The organism is Janthinobacterium sp. FT14W, assembly GCF_009208755.1.
GTDB lineage: Bacteria > Pseudomonadota > Gammaproteobacteria > Burkholderiales > Burkholderiaceae_D > Janthinobacterium > Janthinobacterium violaceinigrum.
This window is the reverse complement of the sequence record NZ_WFLL01000021.1, coordinates 39106-62764: the sequence shown is the minus strand read 5'-3', so window position 1 is coordinate 62764 and position 23659 is coordinate 39106. Positions and strand designations below refer to the sequence as shown.

22 protein-coding genes and 1 tRNA gene are annotated in these 23659 nt (G+C 62.6%); 13 read left to right on the top strand and 10 right to left on the bottom strand.

Features of this window, described 5'->3' with window-relative positions; translation table 11 throughout:
- Positions 1–28: 28 nt before the first annotated feature.
- Positions 29–1459 (top strand): efflux transporter outer membrane subunit, encoded by a 1431-nt coding sequence (locus GCN74_RS15530; protein ID WP_193317103.1) that lies wholly within the window; start codon positions 29–31, stop codon positions 1457–1459.
- 166 nt (positions 1460–1625) lie between these two features.
- Here the strand turns inward: GCN74_RS15530 and GCN74_RS15525 are convergent, their stop codons facing one another.
- Complete coding sequence (locus tag GCN74_RS15525) at positions 1626–2543, bottom strand: LysR family transcriptional regulator (RefSeq protein ID WP_152257516.1); 918 nt, start codon at positions 2541–2543, stop codon at positions 1626–1628.
- Between the two features lie 112 nt (positions 2544–2655).
- Between GCN74_RS15525 and GCN74_RS15520 the strand changes: the two genes are divergently transcribed.
- The 5 genes from GCN74_RS15520 to GCN74_RS15500 all read left to right on the top strand — a co-directional run bounded on the left by GCN74_RS15520 (position 2656) and on the right by GCN74_RS15500 (position 8287).
- Positions 2656–3255, top strand: coding sequence for a short chain dehydrogenase (locus tag GCN74_RS15520; protein ID WP_152257515.1), 600 nt, complete (start codon positions 2656–2658; stop codon positions 3253–3255).
- Between the two features lie 111 nt (positions 3256–3366).
- The gene (locus tag GCN74_RS15515; RefSeq protein ID WP_152257514.1) at positions 3367–5091 is read left to right on the top strand and encodes a dipeptidyl-peptidase 3 family protein; all 1725 of its coding nucleotides are present in this window, start codon (positions 3367–3369) and stop codon (positions 5089–5091) included.
- 157 nt (positions 5092–5248) lie between these two features.
- Positions 5249–5941 (top strand): hypothetical protein, encoded by a 693-nt coding sequence (locus GCN74_RS15510; protein WP_226939063.1) that lies wholly within the window; start codon positions 5249–5251, stop codon positions 5939–5941.
- Positions 5942–6045: 104 nt separating this feature from the next.
- Complete coding sequence (locus tag GCN74_RS15505; RefSeq protein ID WP_152257513.1) at positions 6046–6777, top strand: BON domain-containing protein; 732 nt, start codon at positions 6046–6048, stop codon at positions 6775–6777.
- Between the two features lie 217 nt (positions 6778–6994).
- Positions 6995–8287: an MFS transporter gene (locus GCN74_RS15500; RefSeq protein ID WP_152257512.1), complete on the top strand. Its 1293-nt coding sequence runs from the start codon at positions 6995–6997 to the stop codon at positions 8285–8287.
- Between the two features lie 62 nt (positions 8288–8349).
- Here GCN74_RS15500 and GCN74_RS15495 read toward each other — a convergent pair whose 3' ends face one another.
- A complete protein-coding gene (locus tag GCN74_RS15495; RefSeq protein WP_152257511.1) occupies positions 8350–10509 on the bottom strand; it encodes an alpha/beta hydrolase family protein in 2160 nt (719 codons plus the stop codon).
- Positions 10510–10683: 174 nt separating this feature from the next.
- Here GCN74_RS15495 and GCN74_RS29310 point away from each other — a divergent pair, with 174 nt between their 5' ends.
- Both GCN74_RS29310 and GCN74_RS15485 read left to right on the top strand, forming a co-directional pair.
- Positions 10684–11730, top strand: a complete 1047-nt coding sequence (locus GCN74_RS29310; protein ID WP_226939062.1) for a lysozyme inhibitor LprI family protein — start codon at positions 10684–10686, stop codon at positions 11728–11730.
- 3 nt (positions 11731–11733) lie between these two features.
- Complete coding sequence (locus tag GCN74_RS15485) at positions 11734–12237, top strand: hypothetical protein (protein ID WP_152257510.1); 504 nt, start codon at positions 11734–11736, stop codon at positions 12235–12237.
- Positions 12238–12240: 3 nt separating this feature from the next.
- On the opposite strand, the gene GCN74_RS15480 is transcribed toward GCN74_RS15485, so the two are convergent.
- The 5 genes from GCN74_RS15480 to GCN74_RS15460 form a co-directional block, all read right to left on the bottom strand.
- Positions 12241–12639, bottom strand: coding sequence for a hypothetical protein (locus tag GCN74_RS15480; protein ID WP_152257509.1), 399 nt, complete (start codon positions 12637–12639; stop codon positions 12241–12243).
- Positions 12640–12741: 102 nt separating this feature from the next.
- Positions 12742–12817, bottom strand: a tRNA-Lys gene (locus GCN74_RS15475).
- A 68-nt stretch (positions 12818–12885) separates the two neighbouring features.
- Entirely contained in the window at positions 12886–14643 is a 1758-nt protein-coding gene (locus GCN74_RS15470) for a GspE/PulE family protein (protein ID WP_152257508.1), read from the bottom strand.
- A 47-nt stretch (positions 14644–14690) separates the two neighbouring features.
- On the bottom strand, positions 14691–15479 hold the full coding sequence (locus GCN74_RS15465; RefSeq protein ID WP_152257507.1) for a spermidine synthase: 789 nt from the start codon (positions 15477–15479) through the stop codon (positions 14691–14693).
- A gap of 123 nt (positions 15480–15602) precedes the next feature.
- The gene (locus GCN74_RS15460) at positions 15603–16115 is read right to left on the bottom strand and encodes a glycine zipper 2TM domain-containing protein (RefSeq protein WP_034747447.1); all 513 of its coding nucleotides are present in this window, start codon (positions 16113–16115) and stop codon (positions 15603–15605) included.
- A 560-nt stretch (positions 16116–16675) separates the two neighbouring features.
- Here GCN74_RS15460 and GCN74_RS15455 point away from each other — a divergent pair.
- The 5 genes from GCN74_RS15455 (at position 16676) to GCN74_RS15435 (ending at position 22003) form a co-directional block, all read left to right on the top strand.
- Positions 16676–17074: a barstar family protein gene (locus GCN74_RS15455; protein WP_152257506.1), complete on the top strand. Its 399-nt coding sequence runs from the start codon at positions 16676–16678 to the stop codon at positions 17072–17074.
- A gap of 156 nt (positions 17075–17230) precedes the next feature.
- On the top strand, positions 17231–17839 hold the full coding sequence (gene purN, locus GCN74_RS15450; RefSeq protein ID WP_152257505.1) for a phosphoribosylglycinamide formyltransferase: 609 nt from the start codon (positions 17231–17233) through the stop codon (positions 17837–17839).
- A gap of 21 nt (positions 17840–17860) precedes the next feature.
- Positions 17861–19180 carry an RsmB/NOP family class I SAM-dependent RNA methyltransferase gene (locus GCN74_RS15445; protein ID WP_152257504.1) on the top strand — a complete coding sequence of 440 codons (1320 nt, stop codon included), beginning with the start codon at positions 17861–17863 and terminating at the stop codon, positions 19178–19180.
- A gap of 122 nt (positions 19181–19302) precedes the next feature.
- Positions 19303–20661, top strand: coding sequence for a mechanosensitive ion channel family protein (locus tag GCN74_RS15440; RefSeq protein ID WP_152257503.1), 1359 nt, complete (start codon positions 19303–19305; stop codon positions 20659–20661).
- A 172-nt stretch (positions 20662–20833) separates the two neighbouring features.
- Positions 20834–22003 (top strand): fatty acid desaturase, encoded by a 1170-nt coding sequence (locus tag GCN74_RS15435; RefSeq protein WP_413541546.1) that lies wholly within the window; start codon positions 20834–20836, stop codon positions 22001–22003.
- 153 nt (positions 22004–22156) lie between these two features.
- Here GCN74_RS15435 and rpmG read toward each other — a convergent pair whose 3' ends face one another.
- From rpmG to radC, 3 genes are all read right to left on the bottom strand, one after another.
- Entirely contained in the window at positions 22157–22324 is a 168-nt protein-coding gene (gene rpmG, locus GCN74_RS15430; RefSeq protein WP_093384732.1) for a 50S ribosomal protein L33, read from the bottom strand.
- Between the two features lie 22 nt (positions 22325–22346).
- A complete protein-coding gene (rpmB, locus tag GCN74_RS15425; protein ID WP_010400928.1) occupies positions 22347–22583 on the bottom strand; it encodes a 50S ribosomal protein L28 in 237 nt (78 codons plus the stop codon).
- A gap of 247 nt (positions 22584–22830) precedes the next feature.
- The gene (gene radC / locus GCN74_RS15420; protein WP_152257501.1) at positions 22831–23505 is read right to left on the bottom strand and encodes a RadC family protein; all 675 of its coding nucleotides are present in this window, start codon (positions 23503–23505) and stop codon (positions 22831–22833) included.
- Between the last annotated feature and the right edge of the window lie 154 nt (positions 23506–23659).

The following is a 23659-nucleotide window of genomic DNA, read 5'->3' as shown; positions in this document are numbered from 1 at the left end:
GCCCTTAAAGAACAAGAAGGTATACACCATGCAAACAGTATTGACGAAAATCGCGCTGGCCGCTTCCCTTGCCGTGGCGCTGTCCGCCTGCGGTACCGTGGGCCAGGATTTCACGGCCCCGGCAAACGTGGCCGGCATCGACAACGCCTCGTTCCGCCACGGCGCGGCCGCGGCCGATGCCGCGCAGCTGCCGAAAGAGTGGTGGAGCATCTACGGCGACGCCACCCTGGACCGCCTCGAGCGCAGCGCCCTGCAGGACAATCCCAGCGTCAAGGCGGCGGGCGAACGCCTGCTGCAGGCGCTGGCGCAAAGCGGCACGGCGCGCGCCAACCAGGGCCCGAGCGTGAACGTCAGCACGGGCATCTCGAACTCGCGCACCTCGGCCAACACCTCGCAGGGCCTGGCCCTGGGCAACCGCTCCATCAGCGGCAATAATTTTTCCGTGGGCGGTACGCTGTCGTACGAAGTCGACTTGCTGGGCCGCGTGAAACGCCTGGTCGAAGCGGCCGATGCGCAGGCGCTGGCGGCGCAGGCCGACCGCGATGGCGTGCTGCTGATGCTGTCGGCGCAAGTGGCCAGCAACTACTGGCAGTTGCGCGGCCTGGATGCGGAAATGGCCATTTTGAATGGCGCGCTCGACACGCGCCGCGAATCGGCGCAGCTGGTCGAGGCGCGCTTCAATGCGGGCCTGACGAATGAGCTGGACCTGGCGCGCGCAAAAGTGGAACTGTCGAACGCGCAAGCCGACCTGCATGAAGTCAAGCGCCAGCGCAACCAGCTGGAAAACAGCCTGGCTACCCTGACGGGCAAGCCGCCGTCGGCGCTGCAATTGCCGGTGGCCGCCGAGCCTTCCAGCTTGCCGCTGCCGCCCGCCATTCCCGTCGGCTTGCCGGCCAGCCTGCTGGCGCACCGCCCCGACCTGATCTCCAGCGTGGCGAACCTGCGCGCGGCAAACGCGCAGGTGGGCGTGGCCGAAGGCGCGTTCTATCCGTCGTTGCAATTGACGGGCAATTTCGGCTACGCGTCGGAAAAACTGCGCGACCTGGCGCAGGGCGGTTCGCGCCAGTTCAGCTTTGGTCCGCTGGCCCTGTCGCTGCCCATCTTCGACGGCGGCCGCAACCAGGCCAACCTGGATTTGAGCAAGGCGCGCTATGGCGAGGCCGTGGCCAACCATGAAACCAAGCTGCTGACGGCCCTGCGCGAAGTGGAAGACGCCTTGTCCGACGTGGAGCAGCGCCAGTTGCAGGGCGATGCCCAGGCCCTGTCGCAGGCAGCGGCGGCGCGCGCCTACCTGGTGGCGCGCACGCGCTACGAGCGCGGTATCTCGACCTACCTGGACGTCACCGATGCGCAGCGCAGTTCGCTGGCAGCGGACCGCGCCGCCGCGCAGATCAAGACCCAGCGCCTGCTGGCGACGGTGGCCGTGGCCCGTTCGCTGGGCGCCGGCTGGCAGCATTGAAGGACACCGGATAAAACCTACTGCGCGTCGCGCTTTGCGCCCGGCGATGCTCACCGTACTAGAGTACGGTTGCGCTTCTCGGCCACAAATCACTGCCGCTCGCTACGGTTTTCTCAGGTGTCGCAATGTCAACCATGAGCAAAAAATGGTAAGTCAATCCAACTAGTTACGTGAGCGTGGCCGGTGGCGGTGTCGCCGCCGGCCCGTAGCGTTCCAGCATGAAGTCGATGAAGGTCGTCAGCTTCGGCGTGGGCTGGCGATCGCGCGGATACAGCAGGTGCATCAGGCGCGGCGCCGGCACGTAATCTTGCAGCAGCGGCAGCAGCCGTCCCGCCGCGATATCGTCGGCCAGCAGAATTTCCGCCTGCATCACGATGCCGAAACCGTGCAGGGCCGCCATGCGCAGCGCCTGTCCATTGTTTGAACGGAAGCGGCTCTCGGCAGTCACGCCATCGTGGCGCGCTTCCTTGCCGCTCAGGCGCCAGCGCATGTGGCGCGACCACTGCATGAAATCCACGCATTCGTGCCGCGCCAGATCGTCGGGCGTGTGCGGCGTGCCGTGTTTCGCCAGATAGTCGGGCGAAGCGCAGATCACCATCGCGTAGTGCTGCAGGGGCCGCGCCACCATGCCGGAATCCTCGAGCGCGCCGATGCGGATGGCCGCATCGAATCCTTCCTCCACCAGGTCCACCATCCTGTCATTCAGATTGAGCTCCAGGCTCACGTCCGGGTAGGCCGCCAGGTATTCGGCCATCAGCGGCGCGATGCGTTCGCTGCCGAAGGATACGGGTGCCGTGATTTTCAGCTTGCCGCGCGGCGTGGCGCGCATCGCTTCCGCGCCCGTTTCGGCGGCCGCGATCTGCGCCAGGATCTGGCGGCATTGCTCCACGTACTGCTGGCCGATTTCCGTCAGGCTCTGCCGGCGCGTGGTGCGCGCCAGCAAGCGCGTGCCCAGCCGCTCTTCCAGCTGCCGGATGTGCTTGCCCACCATCACGGGCGAGATGCGGAAGCTGTCGGCGGCGGCCGTAAAACTGCCCTGGTCGACGACGGAGACGAAGATTTCCATGCTGCGCAATTTATCCATACGCCTCGATTGCAAATTGTGGGTTAGTAATCTTGTAAATTCTAGCGTATTTATTCCTTTTTGGAAGCGGCGCATACTGGCTCCATCGTTCAACCCCAGACAAGGAAGCAGCATGAAAATCGTCATCATCGGCGCCAGCGGCACCATCGGCACGGCCGTCGCCGCACAACTGGCGCAGCGCCATGAAATCATCGCAGTGGGCAGCCGCAGCGGCACGCACCAGGCCGACATGGGCGACATCGCGCAAGTGCGGGCCCTGTTCAAGCGCATCGGCAAGGTCGACGCCGTCGTCGTCACGGCCGGCAAGCTGCATTTCGGCCCCCTGGCGGAATTTACTCCTGAGCAATTCCAGCTGGGCCTGGACAGCAAGCTGATGGGCCAGGTCAACGTGGCGCTGGTGGCGCAGGAATACCTGAACGACGGTGGCTCGATCACCCTCACCAGCGGCATCGTGGCCGAGCAGCCCATCCGCTTCGGCGCGGCCGCCAGCATGACGAATGCGGCCGTGGAAGGCTTCGTGCGGGGCGCCGCCATCGAACTGGCGCGCGGCGTGCGCATCAATGTCGTCAGCCCCACGGTGCTGGCAGAGTCGCTGGAGTCGTATGGCCCGTTCTTCTACGGCTTCGAACCGGCCGCCGCCAGCCGCGTGGCGCTCGCTTACAGCCGCAGCGTGGAAGGGGCGCAGACGGGGCAGGTGTACAGGGTCTGGTAAGCCGCTTGCCATGCCATGGGGCAGGTGGGACAATCGCAGGCTGAACAAGGAAGCGGCCGCGCCGTGATGGTGCGGGGCGCTTGCTTGCTGTGAACCATACACCGAGGCCCCATGAAAAACATCCTGATTCCCCTGCTGATGGCCGCCGCCGTCGGCAGCGCCTGCGCCGCGCCGCAAGCGGCAACGCCGGCCACCGCCGCGCAACTGACGGCCATGAGCGCCCGTTACGCGCCCGTCGAGCTGACTGCCGACACCACCCACCTGTCCGCGGGCGACCGCCAGGCCATCGCCAAGCTGGTCGAAGCGGCCAAGCTGGTCGACGTGCTGCAGCTGCGCCAGCGCTGGTCCGGCAATGAAGCCCTGTGGGCCGCCCTGAAGAAGGACAAATCAAAGCTGGGCCAGGCCCGTCTGAATTATTTCTGGATCAACAAGGGCCCGTGGTCGGTGCTCGATGCCCACGCCGCGTTCATGCCGGCCAGCTATGCGGGCATCGCCATTCCCGCGCACAAGCCGGAAGCGGGCAATTTCTATCCGCCGGGCGCCACCAAGGCCGGCCTGGAAACGTGGATGAACGGCCTGTCGGCGGACGACAAGCAGCAGGCGCAATGGTTCTTCACGACCATCCGCGCGGGCAAGGATGGCAAGTACCGTACCGTCAAGTATTCGGACGAGTACAAGGTAGAACTGACACAATTGGCCAAGCTGCTCGACGAGGCGGCCGCCGCCACCGACAACGCATCCCTGAAGAAATTCCTGACCCTGCGCGCCAAGGCTTTCCTCGACAACGATTACCTGCCGTCCGACTTCGCCTGGATGGACCTCGACTCGCCCGTCGACATCACCATCGGCCCGTACGAAACGTATAACGACGAGCTGTTCGGCTACAAGGCCGCGTTCGAGGCGTATGTGAACATCCGCGACCAGGCGGAAACGCAGAAGCTGAACTTCTTCGCCAAGCACATGCAGGAGCTGGAAGACAACCTGCCGCTGGACGCCCAGTACCGCAACCCGAAAGTGGGCGCGCTGGCGCCGATGGTGGTGGTGAACCAGGTGTATGGCGCGGGCGACGGCAACATGGCCGTGCAGACGGCCGCCTACAACCTGCCCAATGACGAGCGCATCATCAGCGCGCGCGGCTCGAAGCGCGTGATGCTGAAGAACGTGCAGGAAGCCAAGTTCAAGGCCACCCTGACGCCGATCTCGAAACTGGTGCTCACGCCCGAGGCGCAGCAGGACGTGGACTTCAATTCCTTCTTCACGCACATCCTCGCGCATGAAATCATGCACGGCCTGGGCCCGCATGCCACCGTCGTCGACGGCAAGCCATCGACGCCGCGCCAGGACTTGAAGGAAGCGTATTCGACCATCGAAGAAGCCAAGGCGGACATCACGGGCCTGTACGCGCTGCGCTACATGATGGACAAGGGCCAGCTCAACGACACCCTGGGCCAGGGCGCGGTGGCCGAGCGCAAGCTGTACAACACCTTCCTTGCCTCCGGCTTCCGCACCCTGCATTTCGGCCTGACGGATTCGCATGCGCGCGGCATGGCCATCCAGATGAATTACATCCTCGACAAGGGCGGTTTTGTCTCGCTGGGCGACGGCAGGTTTGGCGTCGATTTCGGCAAGATCAAGCAAGCCGTGATCGACCTGGACCGTGAATTCCTGACCATCGAAGCGACGGGCGACTACGCGCGCGCGAAAGCGCTGATGACCAAGTACGTGGTCATCCGTCCTGAAGTGCAGGTGGCGCTCGACAAGATGAAGGCCGTGCCGAACGATATCCGCCCGGAATTCGTCACGGCGCGCGCACTGGACCAGGCGGCGAAGAAGTAAGCCGTTCCTGGCTATTGTCAGTGTGAAAAGCCGGTGCCGTGCACCGGTTTTTTTTCGTCTTTTTTTTCCGAAAAGTTGCCAGTTTTTCCTTGCGGAAATATCTTCACCGCTTACCCTGCAACGGTTGCTTTCCGCTTTCCTTTACCCCGCCGATCCCATGCCGAATCCCCTCTTGCTGATGAGTTTGCTCATCGCTGTATCTCCCTTGCCCGCCGTGGCCGCCGCCAGGCTCACGGATGTGGAAAGCCGCTGGCTGCAGGCGGGCCAGCCCGTCATCGCGTTTGCGCGCGCGCAAGGTTTGCCCATCGATATCATCGTGCAGCCGCAGGACGCGCCCGGCGCCGTGCCGCTGGCGCTGGGCTACGAAGCGGGGCGCTGCAAGCTGGTGCTGTCGCTGCGCGGCAATGCGCAGGCGGAGGGTGTCTTGCACGATGTCTTGCCTGCGCGCCAAGGCATGATGATGGAAGCGATGATGGCGCACGAGATCGGCCATTGCCAGCGCTATGCGCAGGGCGACTGGCATGCCTTGCCACGGGGCTTTGTCGAGCCGCCCAGCATGCAGCGTGGCAAGCAGGCACAGCTGGCGCAGGAGCTGCGCGAGACGCGCCGCGAAGAGGCGTATGCGGACCTGGTGGCCCTGGCCTGGATGCATGGGCGCCACCCCGGGCAATACCCGGAGGTACTGGCCTGGATGCGCGGCGTGCGTGCCGGCGGCGACAGCGGGGGCGCTTCGCACGCTACGCAGGCATGGCTGGCGCTGGCCGATGGCGACGGCGCATTTGATGGGTCTGCTTCACCATTTGAACAGGCGCAAGTATTGTGGCGGAAGGGCTTGAGCGGCGACAAATAAACGCTGATTTATGCCCGGATGGCCTGTCAGCGTGTGCTGTCGCACGGAGCTTTGCGGCGGGCAGGGGTCTAATCTGGGCATCAACTAACCAGAGAGGAACCATCATGAACAAAATGATCGCACTCATGCTGGCCGCCAGTGCCAGCGCCCTGCTTGCCGCCACGCCCGCGTATGCGCAGGATGCCTCATACAAGAGTTTGACGGACAAGGCTTCGGCCGACTACAAGCAGGCCAAGGCCGCCTGCGGCAGCCACAGCGGCAATGCGAAAAAAGTCTGCGTGGAAGAAGCCAGAGTGGCGCGCGCCAAGGCCGATTCGGACGCCGTGGCCCAGTACCGCAACACGCCGCGCGAACTGGGCAAGGCCCGCAAGGATGTCGCCAATGCCGAGTATGACCTGGCCAAGGCCAGGTGCGGCGACCGCACGGGCGCCGATAAAACCACGTGCATGAACGATGCCAAGGCGGCGAAAACGGCCGCGCTGGCCGATGCCAGCACGGGCGCCAGGGCCGGCACCAACGTGGCGCAGAATCCGCCCGCCACGACGAAGGAAAACTGCGACGCCATGGATGCGACGGCCAAGGCTGCCTGCGTGACGCGCAATGCGGCCAGCAGCACCAAGACGGCCATGTCCGATTCCGTCATCACCACCAAGATCAAGGCAGACCTCGTCAAGGACAATGACTTGAAAGCGCTGGACGTGCACGTGGAAACGGTCAACGGCGTCGTCATGCTCAGCGGCTTCGTGCCTTCCCAGGCGCAAGTGAAAAAAGCGGCCGACCTGGCCCGTGGCGTGGAAGGCGTGACGGACGTGAAGAATGGCTTGAAAGTGAAGTAATGGAAGGGGGCTGATCCGCCGGGGGCATGCGTCCCGCTGGGACGCATGCCGATCACGCAGCGACTGCCCCGTTTCAGCCGCCTGACGCCTGGACGGGAGCCGCACGCAGCAGTGCGGCTCCCGTTTTTTTGATTGTATAAATTACGATCATCATATAACATGGGGAAAAGCCCGCCACCTGGTGGTGCCTTGGTATTCTTTTTTTCATGAGGGCAGCATGCTTTCCTATCCTTTTTCGCAATGGCTGGACCGGCGCGGCATCCACTTTGCCTGGGTCATCGTCGCCATCACCTTCCTCACCGCCTTGACCTCGTCTGCAGCGCTGGGCTTGCCTGGGGCGCTGATGCAAGCCTTGAGCCGCGAGTTCGGCTGGGATGCCGAGCAGATTTCCTCGGCCCTGGCCGTGCGTTTCGTGCTGTTTGGACTGATGGGGCCGTTTGCGGCCATCCTGCTGGAGCGCTTCGGCTTGCGCAATATCATCTGCGTGGCCCTGGGCCTGATCGCCGCCGGCATGCTGCTGGCCACGCGCATGACGCAGTTCTGGCACCTGGTCGCCCTGTGGGGCATCTTGCTGGGGCTCGGGTCGGGCATGACGGCGCTGGTGCTCAGTGCCGTGGTGGCGAACCGCTGGTTCGAGACGCACCGGGGCCTGGTGGTGGGCGTGCTGACGGCCAGCTCGGCCACGGGCCAGCTGCTGTTCCTGCCCGTGGGCGCCTGGCTGATCGAGCACTTCGGCTGGCGCACGGCCGTCATGCCCGTGTTTGCCAGCTGCGCCATCGTCGCCGTGCTGGCCTTCCTGTGCATGCGCAACCGGCCGCAGGACGTGGCCTTGCGTCCGTATGGCGCCGACCCGGCCACGCCCCTGGCGGTGGCGCCTGCGGCGAAGATGACGTTTGCCACGCCTTTTCTGATCTTGCGAAGCGTAGCGGCAAACCGCACCTTCTGGATATTGTTCGGCACCTTTTTCATTTGCGGTCTCAGCACCAACGGCTTGATCCAGACGCATTTCATTTCCCTGTGCGGCGACTCGGGCCTGTCCGCCGTGCCGGCCGCATCCGTGCTGGCCATGATGGGCGCCTTCGACCTGTTCGGCACGATCCTGTCGGGCTGGCTGTCGGACCGCTATGACAACCGCAAATTGCTGTTCTGGTATTACGGCTTGCGGGGCTTGTCCCTGTTCTGGCTGCCGTATTCGGAATTCACCCTGTACGGCCTGTCGCTGTTCGCCATGTTCTACGGCCTGGACTGGATCGCCACCGTACCGCCCACCGTGAAGCTGTTGGGGGCCACGTTTGGCCGGGAGCGGGCGGGCATGGTGTTTGGCTGGATCTTCGCGGGCCACCAGCTGGGCGCCGCCGTGGCCGCGTATGGCGCGGGCCGCATCCGCACCCTGATGCTGACCTACAACCCGGCCCTGTTCGCGGCCGGCGCCGCCTGCCTCGTGGCCGCGCTGATGGTGATGGCGATTGCCCGCCAGAAGGCGGCCGCACCCGCCGCCCAGCCAGCATGAAAAAAGCCAGTCCCGCATGAGCGGAGCCTGGCTTTTTCATTTTTTCAAGAACGTTTCAGGACTTATTTGAGGTACTTGGCCAGCCAGCCTTCCACTTCGCTATAGAAGAAACGGCTGTTCTCGCCCTTCAGGATCCAGTGGTTTTCGTCCGGGAACACCAGCAATTTCGCCGGCACGTTCAGGCGCTGTTGCACGGCAAAGTTCATCAAGGCATTGTTGGCCGGCACGCGGTAATCGAGTTCGCCCACGGTGATCAGGATGGGCGTGGTAAAGCCCGTGCCCTTTTCGTGGTTGCCCGCTTGCATGACGGGGCTTTGGTCGCGCCACACGGGCAGGTTCGACCAGACGGGGCCGCCTGCATTGGTTTCACGGCCGAAGCCGCCATCGCTGGTGCCCCACTGCATGATCAGGTCCATTTCGCCCGCGTGCGAGACGATGGCCTTGTAGCGCGTGGTGGTCGCCTGCAGCCAGTTGGCCAGGTGGCCGCCATAGCTGGCGCCGCCGGCGGCCAGTTTCGTGCTGTCGATAAATGGATATTTCTTGATGGCTTCATCGACACCCTGGTTGACTTCGTCGCCTGGGCCCTTCAATGGGTCGAACTGAATCGAGCGCGCAAATTCCTCGCCATAGCCGGTGGAACCCTTGTAGTCCGTCAGCAGCACGACATAGCCGGGCTTGGCCAGCAAGTGATAGTTCCAGCGCAGCACGAACTGGTCGCGCCACATGCTGGCCGCGCCGCCGTGGATGACGGTAAACAGCGGGTATTTCTTGTTCGGGTCAAAGTTGGCCGGCTTGACGAGCATATTGTGGATCCGGCGGCCGTCGGCCGTGGTGAACCAGAAGTGCTCGGGCGCCTGCCAGTCGATCTTGCCCGCTTTGTCCGTATTGAACGCCGTCAGGCGTTTCGGCTGCTTGCCGTGGAATGCATAGATTTCCGGCGGGTTGATGGCGGATTCCCACACGCCCACCAAGGCCTTGCCGCCGCTGCTCAGCGAATTGATGGTACCCGTCGGCAAGGATGGCTCCTCGCGCACGTCGCCGCCCCTGGCATCGATCGAGTACAGCTTTTCCAGGCCCGCATGTTCATAGCTGAAGATGACGCGCTTGCCGCCTTCGGGCAGCACGAAGCGCGAAATAGAACGGTCCAGCCTGGCCGTCAGGATGGTTGGTTCCGCCTTAACCAGCGGCCACGCGAAGCTGGCCAGGCGCTTCACGTCATACACTTTGCCGGGCGTTTGCGCGTCGCTCAGGGCGAACAGGGTCTTGCCGTCGGCGGCAAATTTCAAGGAACCGTAGCTATGCTTGTCCTGCGTCAGACGCTGCGCTTCGCCGCCGGCCACTGGCAGCAAGTACAGCTGCGAAACCACGGCTTCGCGCTGCGCCGCATCGCGGTTGGTGGCCGCGTTGAAGACGACGGCCTTGCCGTCCGGCGTCCAGACGGCATCCAACGATTGTCCCTCGTCGCCCTGGCCGCCGCCAAAGCCCGGCAGGGTGACCAGTTGCGTGCCCGACAGGATGTCGCGCGGCGTGTTTTCACCTTTCGTCTCAGGCTGGGCATCGACGATGAACAACCGCACCTGCTTGTCGGTCAGCCACTTGTCGAAATAGCGGGGCGCCGTCGTTTCATACGAACGGGCGCTGTACTTGCGGTCCTTGCGCTCTTTCGCGCTTTGCTTGACGTCGGCTTCCGTCTTGTTGCCTGGATAGATGTCGCTGATGAACAGCAGCTGCTTGCCGTCCGGGCTCCATTTCGGCATGCGCGCGCCCAGGGTCAATGACGTCAGGCGCTGCGCTTCGCCGCCGCTGGCCACGTCGAGGCGGTAGATCTGGCCCGCTTCATCGCCGTCGCGCTTGGCGACGAACACCAACTGGCGGCTGTCCGGCGACCAGGCCACGGCGCCTTCGCCGCCCTTGGAGAACGTCAGGCGGCGCGGGGCGCTGTCGTCAAGCAGGGACTTGATCCACAGGTCCGACCATTGGTCTTGGCTAGAGTAGGCGCTGTCGACGACGGAAAACACGGCCCACTTGCCGTCCGGGCTGGCGACGGGCGCGCCCACCCGTTTCATCAGCCACACGTCTTCATGCGTGATGGCGTGTCTGGCATTGGCTTGCGTGGCGGTAACTGGCGATGCCGGCGTGGTATCGGCGGCATGGGCCAGCGAGGCGCAGGCTGCTGCGATCAGCAGGGAGCCGAGGGAACGGCGAAGACGGGGTAGGGTCATGGGCGTGGTCCGGGAAGTGAAAAAAGTACAGCGGGCAACATTATTGCCCATCGTTTCCTCCACTGCCAAGGCCGTGTACCGTAACTTACCAGGCGGGACCGCCATGTATCGGGCGGGGACGTCGTGGCCGATCAGTTAAACTTGTTGTTTTACTGACGCTGGCGCTGGCCGACCATGAAAATTAGTCTACCCTTATTGAAAACGATCTTGCTGGGCGCGAACTGCCTGCTGGCCGCTCCGGTCTTTGCCGCTGCCGCCGCCCCGTACCCGAATACCAGCGCCATGGGCGTGGGCCACGCGGAAAGCACGGCCTGGTATGCGGGCTGCCTGAAGGTCAGGGATGCGGCGCCGCCGCCGGCCGACCTGCCGGCGCCATCCGCCGTGGCGGCCTTGCAGCAGTGCCAGGCGACGGACCTGTATTACGATACCAAGAGTATGTCCTCGGCCAAGCCGGCCGACTGGCGTCCCGTGCGCCATTGCGCCATGGCCACGCACAACAGCGCCGTGCTGATGATGTTGTACCAGAATGGACAGGGCGTGCAGAAAGACCCGCAGCTGGCGCTCAAGTATGCGTGCAGCATCGATGCGGCGCCGGCCGAGATGCAGGGCCGCATTGAACACTTGCAGCAGATCAATGCCAGCGGGCGGGGCATGATCGACTTGTGCGACGACATCACCAGCGGCTACATGATGGGCGTGTGCAGCGCCATCGATGCGCGCCAGAAACAGCGCGTGCGCACGCAGGCAACAGGCAAGGCCAGCGAAGCCATGCCGGCCGCGGCGCAGGCGTCGCTGCAAAAGCTGCAGGCGGCCGTAGGCAAGTTTGCCGATGCGCGCGCGGCCAATGAAACGGATTTGAGCGGCACGGCGCGCGCCGCCCTGAGCATTGCCGCCCGCACGGCCGAGCTTGATCTGCTGGCGCGGGACGTGCGCGAATACGAAGGGGGCAAGCTGCCGCCGGCCCTGTCGAAGGCGCAGCTGGCGGCGCTCGACAAGGAGCTCAACGCCATCTACGGCAAGCTCATGAAAAAGCCCACGGAGCCCTATGCGGGCGCCGTGGGCAAGGATGGCATCCGCGCCACCCAGCGCCTGTGGCTGGCATACCGCGATGCCTGGATCAGCTTCGGCGCCGTGCGCTATCCGTCCGTCACCAGCGACACCTGGGCCGGCCTGCTGACGGCGCGGCGCAATGCGCAACTGCAAGATTTGCTGGGGAATTAAGGCATGCGCGAAGCCTATTATCACGAAGACGATTTTTGCATGATTGAACTGCTGCCATTGGATAACTTGCAGCACTGCCTGGGCCAGATGGGCGAGCAGCAGGCGTTTGCCGATGCGCACCGCAGTGGCGCCGGCTGGACGGACATGTATGTGATCGAGGCGCCGCCGTCGCCGCTGTCCGCCCTGGGCATGACGGCCGGGCAGCTGCGGCTGGCGCTGGCCGAGGTCTTGCCGCCCTACGACGCCGTCTACACGGGCTACGGCAGTTACCGCGTGGAATGCAAGAACGTGCTGGCCTTCGGCGGCGACGGCACGGAAACCCTGTTTGCCGGCCTGGATGACAAGGGCATCGTGTGCGACCTGTGGTGCAGCGATGGCATGCCCGGACTGATGCTGCTGCCCCTGAGGGAACAGTTGCTGCTGGCCGACTGGGGCGCGGGGTTTGCCTGCCCGCTGGCCGACGGGGAACTGTTTGCCCGGTATCTGCAGGAATACGAACTGGGCTAGCGTTTATTCGCAGGCGATGGCGTTCGGTTGCGCCACTTTGACGACCGACGCCAGGCGCGCCATGTCGTTGCCGTCGCCTTGCTCCACATACGGTTGATACATATCAATGATGATGCGCGCGCGGGCTTGCCAGCCGCAATTATCGGCCTGGGGCGCAGGCACGCGCAGCAAGCGGCGCGCCTCGGCGTCGTTGCTGAAGCAAAACCACGCATCGTGCGTGGCGGCAGGGCGGGGCAGGCGGCCCCACTGCGCCTTGTCGGGCGCGAAACAGACGCGCTTGCCGATGATCTCCAGGCTCATCTCGTCCGTGCGCGCGCTGTACTGGCCGTCGAGCACGATGGGCGATTGCGCTTGGGCGGACAGGCAGGCGGTGGCCAGGAGGAGGGCGGCGGCAAGTTTCATGCGTTGCTTTCAGGGCTGGCAAGACGAAGGCCCAGTATAACCGGAGGCCGGAAACGAAAAAAGCCGATCCCGGAGGATTGGCTTTTTAGTACTGCGCATTCGTGGTAGGCCGTGCGGGATTCGAACCTGCGACCAACGGATTAAAAGTCCGCTGCTCTACCAGCTGAGCTAACGACCCGAAAGAGGCCGCATTATATATCAGTTGAAAAAGAATGCAAAGCATTCATGCGAGAAAGTGCAGGCCCGCTAATGCAGGGCTGCCGTGAGCTTCAGCACTTCGTCGATGCTGGTCGTGCCATCGACGATCTTGCGCGCGCCGGCGATGCGCAGCGGCGTCATGCCGTCGAGGATGCTCTGGCGGCGCAGCGCGTGCAGGTCGGCGCCTGCCTTGACCAGCTGGCCGAACGTTTCCGTCACGCTCAGCAGTTCATAGATGCCGGCACGCCCCAGGTAGCCGCTGTGCCGGCACTGGGCGCAGCCGACGGGGCGGTATGTGGCTTCCGGCCGTTCCAGCTGGCCGCCCGTCAGGCGTTGCCAGGACGCGGCACCGGGGCCCGCGTCCGGCTGCTTGCAGCCCGGACACAGGCAGCGTAGCAGGCGCTGCGCCAGCACGCCGATCAGGCACGCTTCCAGCAGATAGGCGGGCAAGCCCAGTTCCAGCAGGCGCATGACGGCCGAGGGCGCATCGTTGGTATGCAGGGTCGACAGTACCAGGTGGCCCGTCAGCGCCGCCTGGATGGCCATCTCGGCCGTGGCCAGGTCGCGGATTTCGCCCACCATGATGATGTCGGGATCTTGCCGCATCAGCGCCCGCACGCCGTCGGCAAACGACAGTTCGATGCCGGCCTGGGTTTGCACCTGCATCTGGTTGAAGGCCGGTTCCACCATTTCGATGGGGTCTTCCACCGTGCACACATTGACTTCGCTGCCGGCCAGCGCCTTCAAGGTGCTGTACAGGGTGCTGGTCTTGCCCGAGCCCGTGGGGCCCGTCACCAGCACGATGCCGTGCGTGCGTGCCGTCAGTTGCCGCCAGCGTTCGGCGTCCGCGGGCGGGAAGCCCAGCTCGGACAGGCCCCTGACGGCGATTTCCGGGTCGAAGATGCGCATGACGAGCTTTTCGCCGAAGGCCGTGGGCAAGGTCGACAGGCGCAGCTCGATTTCCTGCCCCTGCGCATTGCGCGTCTTGATGCGGCCATCCTGGGGGCGGCGCTTTTCCACCACGTCCATGCGCCCGAGCAATTTGATGCGCGCCGTCATGGCCAGCAAGACCACGGGCGGCAGCTGGTAGGCCTGGTGCAGGCGACCGTCGATGCGCAGGCGCACGAGGCCCGCATCGCGCTTCGGTTCCAGGTGGATGTCGGACGCGCGCTGGGCAAACGCGTATTGCCACAGCCAGTCGACGATGCGCACCACGTGCTGGTCGTTGGCGTCGAGGCTGGCCTTGTTGCGCCCCAGTTCCACCAGCTGTTCGAAATTGTGGCGCAGCGCCAGGTCTTGCGTGGAGGCCTGGCGGGCCACCTTGACGGAGCTGGCCAGGCTGAAAAATTGCGCAATGGCATCGGCGATGTGCAGCGGATTGGCGATGACGAGGCTCAGCTTGCGCGGCGCCAGATTCCCCAGCTGCGCCTGCCAAGCGAGCGCGTAGGGCTGGGCCGTGGCGATGACGATGCGGTCATGCGTGCTTTCCACGGGCAGGATGTTGAAGCGGGCCGCATAGCCGGCCGTCATGACGTCGGCCACCTGGCTGAAATCGATGTGCAGGGGATCGATGCGCATGTACGGCAGGCTGGCGCGTTGCGCCAGCCACGCGCACAGGGTGTCGAGCGTGAGCGCGTCGTGGACGATGCTGCACAGCGGATGCAAGGCGGGCGCCGGCAGCCGGGCGGCCTGCGCGCCGATGGCGGCCGCTTGCGCCGCATCGAGCAGGCCGTCTTCCTGCAGCCAGGCCAGCAGTTGCGGCAGTTCCAGCGGCGTGTCGGCAGGCGAAGGAGGGGAAGCGGGCATGGCCGGTGCCTTTCAGGGCTGCCGGCCTTGCATGGACGTGCCGGCGGTTACAAGGTGCTGGCGATGCCCTTGACCCAGGTCTTGGCGGGCAGCTTGGTCTCGGCGACGATCTGTTTGGCCCGTTCCAGCAGGACGGCTTGCGCTGCGGTATCGAGTGCCACTTTCGTCTTGAAAGCGATCGCCACCACGTTCCCATCATGGACTTCCGGCAGGCAGATCACCTGTTCAAACGCAAACTTCATCGCCTTGATGTTCTTTGCGTAGCTGGGATGGTCGCCAAACAGGTTGACCGTCATGATGCCGTGCGGCGCCAGGCAGGCGCAGCAGGCGGCATAGAACTCGGCGCTGTCGAGCACGGGACCGCGCGCCGTGGCGTCGTACAGGTCCACCTGCAGGGCGTCCAGGGTGCCGTGCTTGGCCTCGTCGTTGACGTAGTCGAGCGCGTCCATCTCGCGCACGTGCAGGCGCGCGTCGTTGGGCGGCAGCTTGAACATCGATGCGCAGATGGTGATGACGGAGGGGTTCAGTTCGATGGCTTCGACCTGTGCCTGCGGAAACTGGCGGTAGCAGAACTTGGTCAGCGCGGCCGTGCCCAGGCCCAGCTGGGCGAGGCGCTGCGGTTGCTCGATCCACAGCATCCACGCCATCATCTGCTGCGCGTATTCGAGCTCCGGCCAGTCCGGCTTGCGGATGCGCATGGCGCCCTGCACCCATTCCGTGCCGAAATGCAGATAGCGCACGCCATCCATTTCGGACAGGGTGACGGGGGCGTAGCGGGGCTTGCGCGCAGGGCGCGAGGATTCGACTTGTTCGATGGATTTTCGTTTGATAAGCATAAGGCGGCCTGAAAGTGTGCCGCATTATAGCCCGCGCCGGTGCGCCATAAAAAATGCCGGCCCCATGAGAACGACCGGGACCGGCATTTTAAATTGCTGTGCAACGACAGCTTATGTCAGGCCTTACTGTTGAGCAGGCTCGATCGAGACGCGCAGGCGGATGCGCTCGCCCGGATCGTAGGACATGATGCTCGTGTAGTTGCGGCCGCGGTAGTCGTAGGTGACCTGGTAGCCATTGTTGCGCGATTCCCAGTGGTCGACCTGGCGGCATTGCTTGACGGCTTGTTCCTGCACGCCGCCCTGGTAATTGTTCTGGTTGTCGACGCGGTCGCCGACGACGGCGCCGGCAATCGCGCCAGCCGCGGCTGCGGCCGTGCGGCCATTGCCGCCGCCTACCTGGCTGCCGAGCAGGGCGCCGGCGATACCGCCCACGATGGAGCCGCCCGCGCTGCGCTGTTGCGGCGGCGCCTGCACTTGCACGTATTCCGTACGGCATTCCTGGCGTGGACGATTGATCTGTTCCACTTGCGGCACGACGCGCACGACCTTGCCGAAATCTTCAAAGTCGGCGGCCTGGGCGAGTGGCAATGCACCGATACAAAGGGCTGACATCATCAATTTGGCTTGCAAGTTCATTTCTAACCTCATTATGTAGAGAATCTTTCAGGGTATTTTTTACAACTTGGGACTATAGTAATCCCGCCAGCCTGCGGCAAGTGTTTCGCGTGGCAACAAAATGTAACAGCCCAAGCCCCTTGCCCCACAGTCTGTAACATGCACTTTCAATCGATACAAGATGTTGAAGTGACTTGAAACCAGCGGTTTGTAACAAATCTTGCGTTTGACATCATATTCGGGTTGATTCATGCAGGACAACACGTTACCCTAATACGCGTATGGCTTATATAAAATCGCACTGAATCGCATAAAAGTTGATACAGATCGAATCACCGCGTGCGCATTGACCCGCGTGCGGGGATGCAATAAGACGAGCAGCTAAGTAATGCTCAGGGAAATATTGTGAATTTATAACGAAGAGAACCGGATGCTATGCAAGGCGTCCGCTGCGACGCAGTGCGAGCACTGCTGGCAGTGGGCAACGCCGCAGAGCGCCGGTTATGGAAGCTGGAAATCACAATAATTTATTGGGGATTACTTAAACAGATCCATACATAACAGGTCGATTTGAGGGAAAAATGAGTTTGTTACTAACCGTGCCGCCCAACCTTGTCCAGTCCATCCGTGCCTTTCGCGTGACCGAATTACAAGACGAGGCGATCCGTCTCGGGCAGCACTTTTTATATGCGCATTGCAACGCTGGACAGACCAAACAACAAGTCATCGGCATTATTGCAGAAGCATTCCTGTTTCCGAAAAATCTGGCGAAGAATTTCGATGCCCTGCGCCTGTGCCTGACGGACACCATGTACAAGGCCGGCACGCAAACGGGTTTCCTGGTGGTGCTCGAGCAATTGCCAAATACGCAAAAATTCGACAAGGAAGCGCGCGAGATCCTGCTCGATGTGTTCCGCGACGCGGCCGACTACTGGGCCGAGAAGAAAGTGCCGTTCCGCGTCTTCTATTCATTCGAGTAAATACTTACTCTTGCCGCGGCGCCCAAAAACCGGCCTCCCGCGCAGGTAAAAACCGGCATTGCCGGGCGGCTGCGGCGCGCCGGCGCTCATGTTGCGCCGCAACAATAATGCCGGCCTTTCTAGATTCGCGTCGCCATAGCGGGTACAATGCGCGCTATGAAAAATATCGTTATCCTCATTTCCGGACGCGGCAGCAACATGGAAGCGGTTGTGCGCGCGGCGCAAGCCGAGCAATGGCCAGCCCGTATTGCCGCCGTCATCAGTAACCGGGCCGACGCCCAGGGACTGGTTTTTGCCGCGGAACATGGGATAGCGACGGCAGTCGTTGCCAACAAGGATTATGCCAGCCGCGAACAGTTCGATGCGGCGCTGCAGGCCGTGATCGACGGCTTCGCCCCCGACCTGGTCGTGCTGGCCGGTTTCATGCGCATCCTGACGCCGCCCTTCGTCGACCACTACGCGGGGCGCATGCTCAATATCCACCCGTCGCTGCTGCCGCTGTTCCCGGGCATGGCGACACACCGCCAGGCGCTCGAGGCGGGCGTGACGGAACACGGCGCGACCGTGCATTTCGTGACTGCCGAGCTAGACCATGGCCCGGCCGTGGCGAGCGCGACAGTCCCCGTCTTGCCGGGCGACACAGAAGACAGCTTATCGGCGCGCGTGCTGGTACAGGAACATCTGCTTTACCCGCGCGCCATCCGCCTGTTCATTGACGATAAACTGTCAGTCGAGCATGGCCAGGTCCGCGTGGACCCTCAATAAAATATTACAGGAAAAATAACAATGAGATTGCCACCAGCGATACTTGCCAATGCTGAAGAAGTATTGCGCGAAATTTTACGTTTCACGGCCCCGGCCGACACCACCCTGTCGCGCTATTTCCGCGACCATCCGCGCCTCGGTTCGCGCGAACGCGGCGCCATCGCCGAAGGCATTTATGCCGTCCTGCGCAACAAATCGTTCTTCACGGACTTCGCCGAAGCGGGCAATGGCCCCACCATGCGCCGCCTGACCATTCTCGGGCTGGCCGAAGCGGTGGGCGCCGACTCCCTGGGCGGTTTGACGGAAGAAGAAGTGGAATGGCTGGAGCGCATCAAGCAGATCGACCGCAGCCTGATGCCGGCCAGCATGCGCGCCAACATGCCAAAATGGCTGTTCGACAAGCTGATCGCCCAGTTCGGCGAAGCGGAAACCATGCTGCTGGCCGATGCGCTGAACGCGCCGGCGCCGCTGGACTTGCGCGTCAATTCGCTCAAGGCCACGCGCGAAGACGTGATGCTGGCCCTGGCCGAAGCGCCCATCCTCAGCACGCCGACGCCATATGCCCCGCTGGGCTTGCGCGTGATCAAGAAACCATCGCTGCAAAACCTGCCCCTGTTCCAGAGCGGCGCCATTGAAGTGCAAGATGAAGGCAGCCAGATCCTGTCGCAGATCGTCGGCGCCAAGCGCGGCGAAATGGTGGTCGACTTCTGTGCCGGCGCGGGCGGCAAGACCCTGGCGCTGGGCGCGCTGATGCGCAACACGGGCCGTTTGTATGCGTTCGACGTGTCGGAAAAGCGTCTGGCCAAGCTCAAGCCGCGCATGGCCCGCAGCGGCCTGTCGAACGTGCATCCGGTGCAGATCGCGCATGAGCGCGATGCCAAGATCAAGCGCCTGGCCGGCAAGATCGACCGCGTGCTGGTCGATGCCCCGTGCAGCGGCCTGGGCACCCTGCGCCGCAATCCCGACGTCAAATGGCGCCAGCAGCCGAACTCCATCGTGGAGCTGCAAGCCAAGCAGGCAGCCATCCTGGCCGGCGCCGCGCGCCTGGTCAAGGGGGGCGGCCGCCTGGTGTACGCCACCTGCAGTTTCCTGAACGAAGAAAACGACCAGATCGCCGAGCAATTCCTGGCCGCGCATCCGGACTTCACCCTGGTGCCGATGCACAAGGTGCTGGCCGAGCAGAAGATCGAGCTGGAAATGGGCGACTATCTGAAATTGCTGCCGCACCTGCAGCAGACCGACGGCTTCTTTGCTGCCGTGTTCGAGCGCAAGGTCATGCCGAAAAAAGTCTACGCCGATGAAAAGCCGGCCGACGACGTTGACGCCGACCAAGCCGAGTAAGCCTGTCAAGGGCCGCCGCTGCCAGCCGCAGCGGCGGCCTTGCACTGCCGCCAGCCAGCCTGGCGCATGGGTTAACAGCCCATCCGTACCACTTCCGCTCCACCTTCCGGACCCCCTCCGCCATGAATGAAACCCCACTGCTGAATCTGATCACTGACTTTGTCGATGATTTCCGTCAACCGGCCATCCTGTGGCAGGCGCTGGCAATCATTGCCTGCCTGGCCTTGAGCTGGCTGCTGGTGCGGCAGTTGCGCGTGTTCCTGCACCAGCGGGCGGAAGCGGCGGCCACGCCAGCCACGCCGGAAACCTTGCAGCGCACGGATAGCTTTATTCGCATCCTGACGCCCGTGCTGGCGGCCATGCTGCTGGGCATTGCGCAACATTTCCTGGCCAAGTTCCAGTCCGTGAACCTGCTCAGCATTGCCATTCCCCTGTGCACGTCGATGGCGCTGGTGCGCTTCGGGTTCTATGTGCTGCGCCGCATTTTTGCCCGCCACGGCGACATCAGCCCGACCATGTTGTTGCTGGAAAAGATCTTTACCGTCGTGGTGTGGGCCGGCATGGCCCTGTATATCACGGGCCTGTGGCCGGAATTGCATGAATTCCTGGAAAGCATCGTCGTGCCGCTGGGACGCAACAAGGTGTCCGTGGCTGCCATCTTGCAAGCCGCGATTTCGGTGGCCGTGCTGCTGGTCCTGGCCATGTGGGCCGGCACCTCGCTCGACGAGCGCCTGATGAAAATGCAGGGTCTGCACACCTCCCTGCGCGTGGTGCTGTCGCGCATGGGCCGCGCCGTGCTGATCCTCGTTTCCGTGCTGGTCAGCCTGTCGCTGGTAGGCATCGACCTGACGGTGCTGTCCGTGTTTGGCGGCGCCTTCGGCGTGGCGCTGGGCTTTGGCTTGCAAAAGATCGCCGCGAACTTCGTGTCCGGTTTCATCATCCTGCTCGACCGTAGCCTGACCATCGGCGACATGATTACGGTGGGTCAATTTACCGGCAAGGTCACGCAAATCAATACGCGCTATACTGTATTATTGGGTGGCGATGGCGTTGAGTCCATCGTGCCCAATGAAATGCTGATTTCCGGTGGCGTGCAGAACATGTCGCTGAGCAATCGCATGGTCTGGCTGTCGACGGCCGTGTCGGTTGGCTATGAAACGGATCTCGATGTCATCTTCCCCTTGCTGGAAGCGGCGACGGCCAAGGTGCCGCGTGTGGCGCAAAGCAATCCGCCATCGGCCACCCTCGTGCGTTTCGGCGCCGACGGCCTCGATGTGCAGATCGGCTTCTGGATCGCGGACCCGGAAAACGGCACCGGCGGCGTGAAGTCGAATGTGAACCGCGCCATCTGGCGCACCTTGCAGGAACATAAGGTCACTGTACCGTTTCCGCAACGCGAATTGCGTATTGTTGGTACGCCTCCTGCCCCGCTCGCTGGCGCGGCAGACGGTGAGTCCGCGCCCTCCGGCACCCAGCCTTAACCTCGCTGCCTGCCTCCGTTTTTGCCTGACCGCACCCATTAGGGCGTACAATCACGCCTAAAATTAACTCTGCCGGACCTCCAGAGTCACTGGAGCGACCGTGCGCATGCCCTGTCCACTTGGAGTAGTAGTAATGACATTGAGTTCCGTTTTACACGACGTTTTGCAGTTCATGGCAACTGGCATTACCGATCTGTCTGCATGGCAAATTTTCCTCTACACCATGGTGGTCACGCATATCACGATCGCCAGCGTCACGATTTACCTGCACCGCCACCAAGCCCACCGGGCGCTGGAATTGCATGCGATTCCCAGCCATTTCTTCCGCTTCTGGCTGTGGCTGACGACGGGCCAGGTCACCAAGGAATGGGCAGCCATCCACCGCAAGCACCACGCCAAGTGCGATACGGAAGAAGATCCGCACAGCCCCGTGACGCGCGGCATCAAGAAAGTTTTCTGGGAAGGCGCCGAGCTGTACCGCGCTGAATCGAAGAACATGGAAACCATGGCCAAGTATGGCCACGGCACGCCGACGGACTGGATCGAGCGCAACCTGTATACCAAATACAGTTGGCTGGGCGTGGTCTCGCTGTTCGTCATCAACTTCATCCTGTTCGGCGTGATCGGCATTTCCGTGTGGGCCGTGCAGATGATGTGGATCCCCATTACGGCAGCCGGCATCATCAACGGCATCGGCCACTACTGGGGCTACCGCAACTACGACTGCGCGGACGCGGCCACCAACATCATTCCCTTCGGCATACTGATCGGCGGCGAAGAGTTGCACAACAATCACCATACGTATGCGACGTCGGCCAAGTTGTCGTCGAAATGGTATGAAATCGATATTGGCTGGGCGTATATCCGCGCGCTGGAAATGCTGGGCATGGCCAAGGTGAAGAAGCTGGCGCCGGCACCGAAGTTTTCGCACGGCAAGCAGGAGGCGGACTTCGAGACCTTGCAGTCAGTCATCGCCAACCGTTACGATGTGATGGCCAAGTACGCGAAATCGATCAAGCATGCCTGGAAGGAAGAGTTGGAGCACCTGAAACACAAGGCCGAGCTGGAAAAACGCTTCCTGAAATCGTCGCGCAAGCTGATGCAGCGCGAGCCGGGCAAACTGGCCGATGCGCATCACGAGCAGCTGTCGGAACTGTTCCAGCACAGCAAGGCGCTGGAAACCATGCACCACATGCGCGTGGAACTGGGCGCCATCTGGGAGCGTTCCCACTTTACGCGCGAGCAATTGCTGCACAAGCTGCAAGACTGGTGCGCGCGCGCCGAAGCGTCGGGCATCAAGTCGCTGCAAGATTTCTCCTTGCGCCTGCGCAGCTACGCATAGGAAGGCCGTTGCCAATCAAGGCTCCGCAGCGCGGGGCCTTTTTTTTCGTCCTGGCAAAGCGGGAGTGGGCAGGCTAGAAGAGTGGGCAGGCTAACAATCAGGGCGAAAAAAAACCGCTCATCGAGCGGCTCTTTTTGCAGAACACAATATCAATTACTTGATCTTGGTTTCTTTGTACGTTACGTGCTTGCGTGCTTTAGGATCAAATTTCATGATCTCCATTTTCGCAGGCGTCGTACGCTTGTTTTTGGTGGTCGTGTAGAAGTGACCCGTACCGGCGGTCGATTCTAACTTGATTTTGTCGCGGCCTGTTTTTGCCATGATAGCTCCCTTATTCTGCTAATTAGACTTTTTCGCCACGAGCGCGCATATCGACCAATACGGCGTCGATGCCGACTTTATCGATGACGCGCAGACCGGCGTTGGACAAACGCAGGGAGACCCAGCGGTTTTCAGATTCAACAAAAATACGACGATTCTGCAAGTTAGGCAAAAAACGACGTTTGGTTTTGTTGTTTGCATGGGAAACATTGTTGCCGACCATCGGCTTCTTCCCAGTGACTTGGCAAACACGTGCCATGGCGCACTCCTTAAAGATATTCCAAATTGGAAAAACGAGAGTATATCCAAAATAAGCCGATTTATCAATGACTTGCGAAAAACAATTGTGTCATGTTGTTGTGGATTTATTTAACAAATTTAGGTTTGCCCATTCCTCATAGGGAAAATGCTGGTAAACCGACGTGTTTACTGCTAGATAAGCATCCCGCCAGCGCCACGTATGTCCTTGTTTACACATGGTTAACTGTGACAGGGTCGGCGCCGGCCTAGATCTGGCCGTGTTCCGCAAATGAATGCACTTGCCGGCCGGCCACGACGAAATGGTCGAGGATGCGCACGTCCACCAGCGCCAAGGCTTGCACCAGCGCGCGCGTCAGCAGCAAGTCCGATTCGCTGGGTTCCGGCGTGCCGGACGGGTGGTTGTGGGCCAGCATGACGCTGGCCGCGTTGTGCAGCAGCGCCTGTTTGACCACTTCGCGCGGATACACGCTCGTGTGGGTGAGGGTGCCGCGAAACATTTCCCGGGTCGTGATCAAGCGGTTCTTGACGTCTAAAAACAACACGTGAAACGCTTCATGCGCGAGGTGGCCCAGGGTCAGGCGCAAATAATCTTTGACGGCGTGCGGCGAATTGAGGGCCTGACCCGTCTGCAAGTCCTCGATGATGGCGCGCCGCGCCAGTTCCAGCACGGCTTGCAGCTGGGCAAACTTGGCGCTGCCCATGCCGTGTACGGCGGAAAAGCTCACGAGGCTGGCGCCGAACAGGCCCCGCAAGGAGCCGAAGTGCTCGACCGTGTCGCGCGCCAGCTCCACGGCGCTCTTGCCGCGCACGCCCGTGCGCAGGAAGACGGCCAGCAATTCCGCGTCCGACAGCGACTGCGCGCCATCCTCGATCAGGCGTTCGCGCGGCCGTTCGCCGGCCGGCCAATCCTTGATGCCCATGCTGCCTCCCGTTCGCGCCCGCCCGGTCGTGGCGCCTGCCGACGATTGTCGCGCCTTCCCCGGACGGCCATGCTGCGCTAGCTCGTCTTCACTGTAAATCATAGTAAAAAAACAAAAGCCAAGATGTCCGGCCGGCGCATTTTCAGGCGCTATC